At 40.9% G+C, this 13,816-nt stretch carries 9 protein-coding genes; 6 read left to right on the plus strand and 3 right to left on the minus strand.

Annotated features, from left to right (window positions below):
• Positions 1–173: 173 nt before the first annotated feature.
• The 6 genes from AN944_RS00575 (at position 174) to AN944_RS00595 (ending at position 7,791) form a co-directional block, all read left to right on the plus strand.
• On the plus strand, positions 174–737 hold the full coding sequence (locus tag AN944_RS00575) for a TIGR04211 family SH3 domain-containing protein (RefSeq protein WP_235530817.1): 564 nt from the start codon (positions 174–176) through the stop codon (positions 735–737).
• A 374-nt stretch (positions 738–1,111) separates the two neighbouring features.
• Positions 1,112–1,252 (plus strand): hypothetical protein, encoded by a 141-nt coding sequence (locus AN944_RS21590; RefSeq protein WP_156669182.1) that lies wholly within the window; start codon positions 1,112–1,114, stop codon positions 1,250–1,252.
• A gap of 107 nt (positions 1,253–1,359) precedes the next feature.
• Positions 1,360–4,536, plus strand: a complete 3,177-nt coding sequence (gene putA, locus AN944_RS00580) for a bifunctional proline dehydrogenase/L-glutamate gamma-semialdehyde dehydrogenase PutA (RefSeq protein ID WP_055022633.1) — start codon at positions 1,360–1,362, stop codon at positions 4,534–4,536.
• 351 nt (positions 4,537–4,887) lie between these two features.
• On the plus strand, positions 4,888–6,216 hold the full coding sequence (locus tag AN944_RS00585; protein WP_055022634.1) for a Na+/H+ antiporter NhaC family protein: 1,329 nt from the start codon (positions 4,888–4,890) through the stop codon (positions 6,214–6,216).
• Positions 6,217–6,427: 211 nt separating this feature from the next.
• Positions 6,428–7,075, plus strand: a complete 648-nt coding sequence (locus AN944_RS00590) for a hypothetical protein (protein ID WP_055022635.1) — start codon at positions 6,428–6,430, stop codon at positions 7,073–7,075.
• A gap of 14 nt (positions 7,076–7,089) precedes the next feature.
• Positions 7,090–7,791, plus strand: coding sequence for a pseudouridine synthase (locus AN944_RS00595; RefSeq protein ID WP_055022748.1), 702 nt, complete (start codon positions 7,090–7,092; stop codon positions 7,789–7,791).
• 22 nt (positions 7,792–7,813) lie between these two features.
• On the opposite strand, the gene AN944_RS00600 is transcribed toward AN944_RS00595, so the two are convergent.
• From AN944_RS00600 to katB, 3 genes are all read right to left on the minus strand, one after another.
• Complete coding sequence (locus AN944_RS00600) at positions 7,814–9,970, minus strand: S46 family peptidase (protein WP_055022636.1); 2,157 nt, start codon at positions 9,968–9,970, stop codon at positions 7,814–7,816.
• A 217-nt stretch (positions 9,971–10,187) separates the two neighbouring features.
• Positions 10,188–11,393, minus strand: a complete 1,206-nt coding sequence (locus AN944_RS00605) for an amino acid permease (protein ID WP_055022637.1) — start codon at positions 11,391–11,393, stop codon at positions 10,188–10,190.
• Between the two features lie 423 nt (positions 11,394–11,816).
• Positions 11,817–13,280, minus strand: a complete 1,464-nt coding sequence (gene katB / locus AN944_RS00610) for a catalase KatB (RefSeq protein WP_055022638.1) — start codon at positions 13,278–13,280, stop codon at positions 11,817–11,819.
• Positions 13,281–13,816 lie beyond the last annotated feature (536 nt).

Raw genomic sequence — 13,816 nt, forward strand, 5'->3', positions numbered from 1 at the left:
CCACCCAGTTATTAATTGATGACACTTTTGCAGCAATTTTCACGTAAAAGTCGTCAAAAAATCAGTAATCCCGCTTATTTAAATAAGACTTTGCGGTTCTTCCTTGCAATCAAGACAGTAAATAAATAGCATGACGGATAGTTCTAATGGTATGGAAAAATAACGTGTTCAGAATGCTTACAATAGTAGCTTTGCTACTGCTCTCAAAAGGTTTAATGGCTCAGACGCATTACATTACTGACGATGTGTTTATTTACATCCACGGTGGTCCAGGTACCCAATATCGTATTTTAGGCAGCATTGAGGCTGGTCAAACGATTACCTTATTAAATGAAACTCAAAATGAATACAGTAAAATTCGTGATCATAAAAATCGTGAAGGCTGGGTAAAGTCTGATTTAATTGAAACAGGAACGAGTTTACGGAATCGCTTACCGCTACTAGAAGCTGAGTTAGCAAAAACTAAAACCACCTTATCTCAACTTGATCAAAGTTCAGAGTCTGTTGCTCAGGAGCTGACTTCAGCTAACAATCAGATTGCTTCTTTACAGTCTGAATTATCAAGAGTGACTAATGAGCGTGATAGCAGTAATCAACAACTGCAATCAATGAAAGATAACGCCCAGTCAAAGATGTGGCAGCAAGGTGCAATGATTGCCGGTTTAGGCGCCTTGATTGGTATTATCTTGGTTTACTTGCCAAGACCACAACGCAAACAAAAAAGCCGCTGGATGTAAGTTTTAACGGCTAAATGAAATCTATTGCTCCAGGCTTGTATTACGACAAGCGGCTCGACTAGATTCCATCAACGATTAAACCAGTGCTTGCACTGGTTTTTTTATTTGTAGACAGCATGAGGCTTTTGTATCGCTTATTGTCTCCAGCTTGCCTCTGACAAATTTCTATTAAAAATAGTTATCTTGAAACTTTCCACCTTACATTTTACTACCATTAATCCTGATCAACGGGTTGTACGACCAAAGTCCTCTGTACCAAAACATGCTATCGGGTGATAGTAACTAACACGCTAAAAAACCGTAAAGAAACGAGCTTTGATATTTTTCAACGCAAAGTAATTGATTGTCTTTTAACGTGTTTATAGCAGGCCTCAATGAACTCAACTCTGATGCATTTACCTAAAAATGTTGATGGGATCTTAGCCATTATCATCCGAATTATTGAGCATAAAACAGTCGACACTTTTATTTACAATCACATTTCTTTGCAAACATTGCTCAATGTCACATTTTAATATTATAATCGCCTCGATTTTCGTACATTGTATACAAAATAAAAAATATCATAATAAAACAACTTGTTTACATCAGGTAGTAAACAGCTAAAGACGGAATGAAAATTATGTTTAAAGCTAGTGAAGTACTAAACGGCCATTACGACAATGCCAGCCTAGATGAGCTATTCTCAGCCATAACAAATAATTACATCGTTGATGAAGAGCAATATCTTACTGAACTCTTGAAGTTAGTACCGTCATCTGACACCGATATTAAACAAGTGACGAATCGAGCCCATGAATTAGTCACTAAAGTTCGTCAGTACGAAAAGAAAGGCTTAATGGTAGGCATTGATGCCTTTTTGCAGCAATACAGTTTAGAAACACAAGAAGGCATTATTTTAATGTGTCTTGCTGAAGCATTGTTGCGTATTCCTGATGCGGCGACTGCCGATGCGTTAATTGAAGATAAGCTTTCTGGTGCTAAGTGGGATTTACACCTTAAGAAAAGCGATTCATTGTTAGTCAATGCATCCACCTGGGGATTAATGCTTACAGGTAAAATCGTTAAGCTCGATAAGAATATTGATGGTAAGCCAAGCAGTTTATTAAATCGACTCATCAATCGCGCAGGTGAACCTGTTATTCGTCAAGCCATGAATGCCGCAATGAAAATCATGGGTAAGCAATTTGTTTTAGGGCAAACCGTTCAAGAGGGCCTTAAAAACAGCACAGCTAAACGTCAACAAGGCTATACCCACAGCTACGACATGTTAGGTGAAGCAGCATTCACAGCTACAGATGCACAAAAATATTATCTCGACTACAGCAATGCCATTCGTCAATTAGGCGCTCAGTCGTATGAAGAATCAAATACACCTTTACCGACTATTTCGATCAAGCTTTCAGCTCTTCATCCGCGATATGAAGTCGCCAACGAGGATAGAGTACTAAGCGAGCTTTATGACACTGTGATTAAACTTTGTGTTCAAGCGCGTGAGCTAAATATCGGTATTTCTATCGATGCAGAAGAAATGGATCGCTTAGAGTTATCGTTAAAGCTATTTAAAAAGCTGTATAACGCTGAAGAAATTAAAGGATGGGGATTATTAGGTATTGTCGTCCAGGCTTACTCTAAGCGTGCTCTGCCCGTTCTATGTTGGTTGACGAAGCTTTCTCGTGAGCAAGGAGATGAAATCCCATTACGTCTAGTAAAAGGCGCTTACTGGGATAGTGAATTAAAATGGGCTCAACAAGCTGGCGATGGCGGTTACCCACTTTTCACCCGTAAAGCAGGTACTGATGTGTCATACCTTGCCTGTGCAAGATACTTATTGTCAGAAGCCACTCGTGGAGCTATTTACCCACAGTTTGCCACTCATAATGCACAAACTGTAGCCAGTATCAGTGCGATGGCCGGTGATAGAAACTATGAATATCAGCGTTTACATGGCATGGGCGAAGAGCTTTATGACACCATGCTTGCTGAAGCTGGCGCTAAAGCTGTCAGAATTTATGCACCGATCGGTGCGCATAAAGATCTCTTACCATACTTAGTCAGAAGACTACTTGAAAATGGTGCCAACACTTCCTTTGTGCATAAATTAGTTGACCCTAAAACCCCTATTGACAGCTTAGTGGTTCATCCTGTTATCACACTCAAATCCTATAAAACTTTAGCCAATAATAAAATCGTCTTGCCGGAAGATATCTTCGGCGAAGAACGTAAAAACTCTAAAGGACTCAACATGAATATCATCTCCGAATCCGAGCCATTTTTCGCAGGAATTGAAAAATTTAGCCAAACTCAATGGCAAGCTGGCCCATTAGTTAATGGCGAGACGCTAACGGGTGAAACGATTAATGTTGTCAGTCCTTTTGATACTAACCAAGCTGTTGGTAAAGTGGCCTTTGCAAATAACCAAGCCGTTGAATTAGCACTAAGCTCTGCTCAAGCATCGTTCCACAGCTGGAGCCACACTCCAGTTGAAGAACGTGCCAACGCTCTTCAAAAACTGGCGGATTTGCTCGAAGAAAATCGTGAAGAGTTAATCGCACTTTGTACCCGCGAAGCCGGAAAAAGTATTCAAGACGGGATTGATGAAGTCCGTGAAGCCGTCGATTTTTGTCGCTACTACGCCATTCAAGCTAAAAAAATGATGGCTAAACCTGAACTACTCCCAGGCCCAACGGGTGAGCTAAATGAATTATTCATTCAAGGACGTGGGATTTTTGTTTGTATTAGCCCATGGAACTTCCCTTTAGCGATTTTCTTAGGCCAAGTAACAGCTGCACTTGCTGCAGGTAACACTGTAGTTGCAAAACCAGCTGAACAAACATCAATTGTCGGCTATCGCGCAGTACAACTGGCTCACGAAGCGGGTATTCCGACTGATGTTTTACAATTCTTACCGGGTACAGGCGCAACGGTAGGCGCAGCAATTACCTCTGATGAACGTATTGGTGGTGTGTGTTTTACAGGGTCAACAGGCACAGCAAAATTAATTAATCGTACTTTAGCAAATCGTGAAGGCGCAATTATTCCATTAATTGCTGAAACTGGTGGCCAAAATGCCATGATTGTCGATTCTACTTCACAGGCTGAGCAAGTGGTTGCTGATGTTGTTGCTTCATCATTTACCAGTGCCGGACAACGATGCTCAGCGTTACGAGTGCTGTTCTTACAAGAAGATATTGCCGACCGTGTGCTTGATGTCATGCAAGGGGCAATGGAAGAACTCAGTATTGGTAACCCTAGTTCAGTTAAAACCGATGTAGGGCCTGTGATTGATGCAACAGCTCAAGCTAACCTCAATGCGCATATTGATCATATCAGCCAAGTGGGCAAATTGATTAAGAAAAATCAACTTCCTGAAGGCACAGAAAATGGTTACTTTGTTGCACCAACAGCGGTTGAAATTGATTCAATCAAAGTGCTTGATAAAGAACATTTTGGACCAATACTGCACGTTATACGTTACAAGGCTGCCAACCTTGCAGAGGTAATTAATGAAATTAATAGCACAGGGTTTGGGTTAACCTTAGGGATCCACAGCCGTAACGAAAGCCATGCACTTAATCTAGCGGATAAAGTTGATGTGGGTAATGTGTATATCAACCGTAACCAGATTGGCGCTGTCGTCGGCGTACAACCTTTTGGTGGCCAAGGTTTATCTGGTACTGGCCCTAAAGCAGGCGGACCGCATTACCTTACTCGCTTTATCACTGAGAAAACACGTACTAATAACATTACTGCCATTGGCGGTAATGCGACATTACTGTCTTTAGGCGATGCGGATTAACCTTATCCAAAGATAAGGTTGACTGTCTAAGTCTTCATTTAAAGCTCGCCACAGTGCGAGCTTTTTTTTGCCTACGAATTTATGTTCAAAATAGCATCGCCACGCTGAGTTTTTGCACTCAATTGTTAACCCAATTAAACAAAACATAATGAACAATGTAAAAGTCCCCAGAGAAGCAAAGAAGTCTAGACGTCTAGATTGACACTAATTTATAGATCTCCTATGCTTGCCAGAACTTAAGAAGTCATCATAATACTGATTATTAATACAGAGCTTGCTAAAGTAGCTTTGAACTTCGAAAGACTAGAACACTGCACTTTTGACACTAAATAAACAATAAGAGAGACAACCTTGACGACACAACAAACAACAACGAGCCCAGCCTCCTTTATTGCTTTATTGCCTCTATTTGCTTTTCTTGCATTATTTATTGGCGCGGGCGTTTACTTTCAAAGCCAAGGTGTAGACTTTGCGTTTTATCAACTACCAAGTGTAATCGCCATTTTACCAGCGATTATTCTGGCGCTTCTGCTTTCTAAGCAGAAACTAAACCAATCTATTGATACCTTTATTGCGGGTATCGGCCATAGCAATATCATTGCAATGTGTCTTATTTATTTGCTTGCTGGCGCATTCGCCTCTGTTGCAAAAGCAACGGGCGGCGTTGATGCAACTGTTGCTTTGGGACTGTCAATGATCCCATCTAGCATGTTGCTACCTGGCTTTTTTGTTATCGCCGCCTTTATTGCAACTGCAATGGGTACATCAATGGGCACCATTGCCGCCGTTGCACCTATTGCTTTAGGCGTTGCCGACCAAGCCCAAATTGATTATGCCTTAATGGCGGGTGCTGTTATGTCTGGCGCATTATTTGGTGATAACTTATCGATTATTTCTGACACTACAATTGCTGCAACTCGCACTCAGGGTTGTGAGATGAAAGATAAGTTCCGTGAAAACTTAATCTTTGCCTTGCCTGCATCGATAATTACATTGGTTTTATTTGCTTTTGCAGGCCAAGGACAAGCAGAAGTTGCGCCACAAGAAATCGACTTAATCAATGTCATTCCTTACTTAACTATCTTATTTTTAGCTGTCGCAGGCGTAAACGTCTTCGTCGTGCTAACTGTCGGTATATTGCTTGCTGGTGCAACTGGACTGTTTATCGCCGATTACAGCGTTATCCAGTTCGGTCAAGATATCTATGCTGGTTTTACTAACATGCAAGAAATCTTCATTCTTTCAATGTTAGTTGGTGGTTTAGCTGCGTTAATGCAACAACAAGGTGGCTTGAAGTTTGTTAGCGAGAAAATCGAAGCACTGATTAAACGTTTCTCAAAGGCAAAAGGTGGCACTTCAACCCGCGCGGCAGAATTAGGGATGGCAAGTATTGTTGCAGCAACCAACACCTGTGTTGCTAACAATACCGTATCGATTGTTGTCGCCAGTGATATTGCTAAAGAGCTTGCTCAAAAGCATGGTGTTGCGCCTAAACGTGCAGCAAGTGTACTGGATATCTTTGCTTGTATTATTCAAGGCTTAATTCCACATGGCGCTCAAGCACTACTAATAGCATCGACGTTTGCCATTAGTCCACTTGCTGCAATTTCAAATGCTTGGTACTGCATGATCTTAGCCGTTGTTGCTATCGCTATTGTAATTTTGCGTAAGCGAGCTTAATCAAAACTATCTAATACACGTCAACAATACATCTTTAAAGCCTGATATCGCTGCCGCAACGCTGGAGCAATATCAGGTTTTTTTCGTTATTTTTGCTGATTAAAACACGTAAACAGTGATATTCTGAGTTAAACATTTAGTTAACAATGGCCCCATGTCTAGTTCAATCGAATCAAATAAACATTACGACCTTCATTTAATGATTATTTTCATGTCGTTAGCGACGGCTGTGATCAGTGGACTAGGAATTGGAACCGCATTAATCGCTGAAGTGGCACGATTGGGCGTCAGTCCGTTAAGTATACGTGCAGACACCTTGGGCGATTATATGACCTCCCCTTTAGCAATCGTTTATAATATGGGCTTGGTCATTGGTGGCGCTTGCTTAATGCTATCTATGTTAGCTCGCTATTATGTTTTTGAGGACTTTTATAGCCGTACAATCACCGTAACCGGGGCGACATTAGGCGTGCTCATTGTGTTAATTGGTATCTTTCCGATCAACTTTTTAGAACAACATCGGTTCTTTTCTACCGGATATTTGATTTGCACCTTTGTGCTACACAGCTTTTGTTTTATTGATTATTTCCGCAAGAATAGCTCTCTTTCCGCTTCCTTATTCGCTTTCAATATCATCGGCCTGATTTTTTCAGTCGCACTGATGTATTTACTGAATTGGTCTACATTGGATTTTGACCCATGCTCTCATAAGGCTCACGAAATTTGTTGGGTCTCACTGGTCATGTGGGTGCTCACTCAAGCCAATATTTTATGGTGTGTACTGCTTGGATTAACTATGCGAAAAATGATAAAAACTCAGCAGCGCCAGCTCTCGACACTGACCTTTGCGAGTAACTAGCCTTGCCAGTAAACATGCGTTTAGAACAATATCTAGCTCATTGCGGCGTCAGTTCACGTCGCCAAGCTCAGCGCCTAATTGCGGCAGGAAGAGTGACATTTAATGGTCAATTAGCTAGCCCTCTTGATAGGGTCAATGCCAACGCTATCAATCCGAATATTTTATTAGACGGCGCCCCTATCGCTCCCATCGAAACCAAGCAATATTGGTTGTACCATAAACCGGTTGGTATTGATTGCCGTTTATTACCCGATTTACCTTCCAGCCTGATTCATATTCTACCAGCAGCCCCTAGACTGTATCCTGCTGGACGATTGGATAAGGATTCCCGTGGTTTGTTATTGCTGACTAATGATGGTGAGCTTACCCATAAATTAATGCACCCAGACTATGGGCATCAAAAAGTGTATTTGGTTACTGTAGATCGAGACTTTTCAGCTGAATTTATTGAAAAAATGGCAAAAGGGGTGAGCTACAAAGACGTCACTACTAAACCATGCGATGTAGAAGCAGTTTCGAGCAACCAATTTAAAATCACACTGACTCAAGGGCTGAATCGTCAGATCCGAAGAATGACTAAGGCCTTAGGTTATACTGTCATTGATTTGGTCAGATTAAGCATGATGAATTGTGAATTATTAGACTTGCCAGAAAAACAAATGCGGCCATTAGAGGCCGCAGAAATTAGCTTATTAAGGCATCAACTTAAGCTGTAGATGCCTGTTAAATAAGGCTTGCTTAATGGACGATTTCCATCTCTTCCAATAAGTTTTCAGCATTATCTAAGTACTTCATCACCCATAGCATGTAGCGGCTATCAACTTGAATTGAGCGATTAGTTTGTGGGTCGTAGCCCCAGTCGCCAATAATTGATTCATACACACCATCAAATAACAGACCGACTAATTCAGCACGGCCATTTAGTGTTGGAGAGCCAGAGTTACCACCTGTGGTGTCAAGCGTCGATAAGAAGTTAACCGGAACAGAATCTAACGATTTAACGTAGTAATCGCCATATTGTTTGTTTTTGATTAGCTCAAGCTGTTTAGCTGGCGCATCAAACGGATCTGCACCAGTGTCTTTAGCAAGGATACCTTCTAAGCGAGTAAATGGCACTGCAACTAGTCCATCTTGTGGGCTGTAACCTTTCACATTACCTACAGTCACACGTAAACTTGAGTTAGCATCAGCATATACTGGCTTACCTAACTCCTTATTGTACGCGATAATTGCATCCATATATTGAGGGCGCACCTTCATTAAATCACCAGCAAGTTGTTTACGTGCCTTTTCTTGCTTCATTCTTTCATCATAAGTGCTAACAGCATATTGAATAAACGGATCTTTTGACTTTTTAAACTCAGCAACAGACTTATCCATCCACGCCAATCGAACCGCTTTATCTGAAAGTTCAGTTTTGGCATACATCTTATCAAGGGTCTTGCTCAATTTAGCGTTATCGGCACTTTTACCAATAGCGAATGCTTTATCAAATGCTGGTAGGCGATCAGCTTGAGGTAATGCTGCGTAACGGGTCATTAAGTCTAATAACATCGCTTTATCAACACTGGCAGCAAATCGACGCTCAATACGCTCCATACCAGAAGTAAAGCGAGTCATATCTCGCTCTTGATACCCAGGTTCACGATCCATATCAGCCAATGTTTTCTCGTTCGCTAAGCGATATAAACGTTCAGCTGTCGACATCATTGAACTGTAACCCATATAGCTCATGATTAAATCGCGCTCTTGCTGTTGCTGGCTTTGCTTAATTAGCTTATCCAGTTGTGCTAAGACTTCGCCATATTGTGATTTACGCTTACTATCAGCTTTTATCCACTGCGACAGTTTTAGCTCTAGCGCTTTACGATCATCAAGCATGGTCGACTTGCCATAAAACTCAATCATTGAGGTAAAGTTTTTCGCATAGTTAGCTAACCCAGCGATAGCACTCTCATACTTAATTCGTTCATCACTGCCTTCTGGCGCGGTCTCTTTGATGATTTCAATTAGGCGCTCACGAAGTACTTTCCCTTCTGGGTAAGCCCATTCAAATTGGTTCTCAACTTCATTAGCTGTGCGGTAACGATTAGTGCGACCTGGATAACCAGCTACCATTACAAAATCACCGTCACTAACCCCTTTAGCAGAGACTTTTAAAAAGCTTTTAGGCTCGTAAGGAACGTTATCCTTACTAAAGTCAGCAGGCTTACCGTCTTTACCTACGTATGCGCGATAAAAAGAGTAATCTCCCGTGTGGCGAGGCCACATCCAATTATCGATATCACCACCATATTTACCAACACTACCCGCTGGATTATAGGTTAAGCGAACATCACGAATTTCCATTTGTTTCACAAGGTAATACTCTAGACCACCATGAAAACTATAAACTTTACAACGATATCCATCTTCAGCTTCACATTCAGCAACTAATGCTTTTTCTTGTTGCTCGATACCTTTATAGAACTCATTACCGACTTTATTCATTTGACCTGACTTCACTCTATCAGTCACATCAGTTACCGCCTCGGTAACATAAATTCGTGAACCAGGGGTTGCTGGTAATTCCTCTGCGTAAGTTTTCGCTAAGAAGCCTTCTTTTAACAGGTTTTTTTCAGGGGTAGAGTTGTATTGAATTGAGCCATACGCACAATGGTGATTGGTTACAACCAAGCCTTTAGGAGACACAAATGATGCTGTACAACCACCAAGGCTTATCACAGCATTCATTGGAAATTCCGTTAACTTAGAGATTGATTTTGCATCAATTTCTAACCCTTTTGCTTTAAGTTCATCAGCCATTGCTGGTAATTGATAAGGTTGCCACATCCCCTCATCAGCTTGTGCAGAAAAAGATGCCAAGATTGCGGCACTTAATAACCATTTTTTCATGTTGTTAATTCCATTTGATTCACAATAGTGAGTGTGTTGTTTGTTATACCTATTTAATAGCAAAAAGATGAACAAAAGCAGACCACTAAACTTACTTTTAGGCCAATAAAAAAGTCAGGCATATAGCCTGACTTTATCATATTGAAACAAAGGAATAATAGCCTTAGACAAACTCAGTTACATTCCTTTCTAAAAAACGTTAACTGACGTTTACATTTTAGCCCAGTGCGACCATTAATTGCGCTAGCACAATCATCACACCTAAGAGCCCTGTTACGCCCAGCGCAAGATTTCCACCAGCGACTTCATAGCCACCCATTTGCGCTTTACGTTGCTTCAATGCCATTGCAATTGGCAAGAATATGATCATGACAACTAGCGGTATAGCCGCAAAACCCAACACTTGGAAGAACCCATCAGGATAGTAAAGCGCACATAACAATGGTGGAACAAACGTGATTAACCATGTTTTAGCTCGGCCTGCTTTATCATCTCTTGCACGAGTTAATTCAGCCACATAATCAAACAAACTCATGGTCACACCCAAAAATGATGTAATCAACGCAAGGTTAGCAAATAAGTCGATAAACTGACTTACGATAGCTGACTGAGCAACACCTTGAAGAGCATTAACGAGCTCAGGTAAAGAACCAGCAAAACCATGAACGGTTTCCCCACCTAAAGTACCCAGCGTCACAAGTAGCCACAATATGTAGCAAAATAGCGGTATTGTAGAACCAATCAGCAATATTTTACGTAACGATACCGCATCGCCATCTAGGTATCTAACGATCGTTGCAATACACACATGGAAACCAAATGAGGTAAATACCACAGGTATGGCAGCTAACCACAGTTGATCCAATTTATCGCCTTCAGCGACATTGGCAGAGAAGTTAGTCAATGAAGCAACAATATTCACTTCTGGCAATAAAAAGGCAACCACAAGTACAAGCAACACCACCATAGCGGTGAATAAGACTCTTGAGACCTTATCAATCCAAGTCACGCCGATAGCAATAAAACCACCGAAGATTAAAGTAAATAGCAATACTGAGACTTGGTTATTTAAATCCACACCTAATAACGGCTCTAAACGGGTTTCAAGTAATGAAGAACCGCCCATTAGATACACCATTGTCAACGCAAATAGCAGGCTTAAAAATGAAGCACCTTGAATTAACTGACCCACTTTGCCTAATGTTTTACCCGTTATGCCGTGAACATTATCACCCACACCAGCGCGTAAATTAATCTCAAGCATGAGTAAAGAGGTATAAGCCGATAATCCCCAAATGACAACCAGTAACATAATCGCAGGCATAATCCCTAATGCTGCAGTCGCTAGCGGCAACGCTAGCATTCCTCCCCCAATTGCAGTACCTGCAACAATGGCTATTGAGCCAAGCATTTTTAAGTTCAAAACATGAGTCCCGTTTAATTTTTATTTATTGGTCGTTATTTGGCTAGATTGAAAGTGTGTATAACATTTCATCGAGCTGTTTTGACAGTATCAGATGCTTCTTGTAACAAGCAAGACACTTAGTTATATAAAGGCTTACAAGCCTGTTAATAAACAATTACGCAACATTAATTTAAAAACTTAAATGCAATAATATTGCAATGGCGTAGCATTACGCCGCTACAATCAATATTTACACTAAATCGGTATAAAAAGACAAGTGAAGCAACTAAGAGGAATGACGTTAAGGAATAGAACAATTAGGCTAACAGCTCAGAAATGAAAAATAAACGCAAAAAAGGGAAGGCATCTGCCTTCCCTTATATTTTGAACATAACACTCTGTTTAATACTATTTAAGCATTAACAAGATTAAAGGGCATGATTACGCTTCTAACAATGCTTTAATGCGTTGTCCGTAGTCAGCATCAGCTTTAGTGAAATGTGCCAGCATTTTTTGCTGAACATCTTGAGTCACTTGACCGAGTGTACCTGCAATCGTTTCCGCAAGGCGTTGTTTTTCTTCCTCACTGAAGATGCGATATAGATTACCTGCTTGAGTATAATCATCTTGGTCATATCGGCTGTATCTATCAGCTTCCCCATCAAGTCTTAGCGGTGGCTCAGCAAATTGGCTCGCATCTTGTAGGCCCGTGTCAACTGAATTTGGACCATAGTTAGGTGTTGCATCGCCGCCTGTTTGGTTACCGTTATAAGGGCATTGCGTTCCTGCCATCGCGCCGCCACGTTGATGGTGGTTAGCCTTCGCTGCATGCGGACAGTTAACCGGAAGTTGATTATAGTTGGCACCAATTCGATAACGCTGTGCATCTGCATAAGCAAATAAACGGGCTTGCAGCATCTTATCTGGAGACGCGCCCACACCTGGTACAAGGTTACTTGGTGCTAAAGCCACTTGCTCAACTTCTGCAAAGTAGTTTTCAGGTAAGCGATTAAGCTCAAGTTCACCAATTTCAATCAAAGGATAATCAGCATGTGGCCATACTTTTGTTAGATCAAATGGATTGATCGCATAAGTATTCGCTTCAGCTTCCGGCATAATCTGGACATTTACAGTCCATTTAGGGAAGTTTTTATCGTTAATTGCGGCAACCATATCACGCTGCGACGAATCAGGGTCAATCCCTTTTAATTTATCCGCTTGCTCGCCAGTTAAATTAACTACACCTTGTTGCGATTTAAAGTGGAACTTCACCCAGAAACGCTCACCTTTGGCATTCCAGAAAGAAAACGTATGCGAACCATAGCCGTGCATTTGGCGATAATTAGCCGGGATCCCACGGTCTGACATTAAAATTGTCACTTGATGCATTGCTTCTGGGTTTAATGACCAGAAATCCCACATGGCTTGTGGATCTTTTAGGTTTGTATGTGGGTTACGCTTTTGTGTATGAATAAAATCAGGGAATTTAATACCATCTCTTAAAAAGAAAGTTGGCGTATTGTTACCCACAATATCGTGATTACCTTGCTTGGTATAAAAACGTAAACCAAAGCCACGAGGATCGCGCTCTGCATCAGCAGATCCCATCTCACCGCCTACTGTTGAAAATCGAACAAATGTTTCAGTTTCTTTTCCAACGCCATTGAAGTGCTCAGCAATGGTGTAGTCACTTAAATCTTTGGTTAAGGTAAATTTACCGTAAACACCCGTTCCCTTAGCATGAACAATACGCTCTGGAATTCTTTCACGATTGAAATGAGCTAGTTTCTCAATTAAATGCCAGTCTTGGAGTAAAACGGGGCCTCGTTCTCCTGCTGTTAATGCATTTTGATCGTCAGCTATTGGTGCGCCACTTTGGCTAGTTAAATAATGTGAAGTAGTCATTCTCTATTTATTCCTTTTAGTTATCTTGTAGCCACATTTCAATTAAATCGTGGACGGTTGCCATGATGCTCTCTCCTGGCTCAGTATTTATTGCGATAAATCAATAATAGTGACGAAAAGCAATTAGCTAAAGCGATTAAATGCGATGATAACAATAGAAAATAACGATTCAAGATTAATATCTGATTTATATAGTAAAAGTGTGTAAATTAGTTTGTAATTGAGATTCATTCACATTAAAAAGGAAAGTTTTGATAAAAATAGCTGCGTTTTTCCTTCAATAGGCGCCTCTGAGCCGACAAAGAAAAACTTAAAATGTGCTAAGAAGATTACCGAAAATGATTCAGAAAAAATGCGATAGTTTGACTTAATTATCGCATTCAAATACCACGCAGTTTTCTGGTGTAATTTGACTGTAGAGTAATCTTTTGTGGTTTGAACTGTAGTTGGAACTATGGTTTAAACTAGCCAAGACGTTGGCTCAATAAAGAAAGCCTTTCCAGGTACTGAAAAGGCTTAAGCTTGTTTCAAATCAA

This window comes from Shewanella sp. P1-14-1 (genome assembly GCF_001401775.1).
Taxonomy (GTDB): domain Bacteria; phylum Pseudomonadota; class Gammaproteobacteria; order Enterobacterales; family Shewanellaceae; genus Shewanella; species Shewanella japonica.

Bases quoted from the DNA above. Each gene is read 5' to 3' on its own strand.
- AN944_RS00575 (WP_235530817.1), top strand. From the start codon at position 174: ATGCTTACAATAGTAGCTTTGCTACTGCTCTCAAAAGGTTTAATGGCT.
- AN944_RS21590 (WP_156669182.1), top strand. From the start codon at position 1,112: ATGAACTCAACTCTGATGCATTTACCTAAAAATGTTGATGGGATCTTA.
- putA (WP_055022633.1), top strand. From the start codon at position 1,360: ATGTTTAAAGCTAGTGAAGTACTAAACGGCCATTACGACAATGCCAGC.
- AN944_RS00590 (WP_055022635.1), top strand. From the start codon at position 6,428: ATGTCGTTAGCGACGGCTGTGATCAGTGGACTAGGAATTGGAACCGCA.
- AN944_RS00595 (WP_055022748.1), top strand. From the start codon at position 7,090: ATGCGTTTAGAACAATATCTAGCTCATTGCGGCGTCAGTTCACGTCGC.
- AN944_RS00600 (WP_055022636.1), bottom strand. From the start codon at position 9,970: ATGAAAAAATGGTTATTAAGTGCCGCAATCTTGGCATCTTTTTCTGCA.
- katB (WP_055022638.1), bottom strand. From the start codon at position 13,280: ATGACTACTTCACATTATTTAACTAGCCAAAGTGGCGCACCAATAGCT.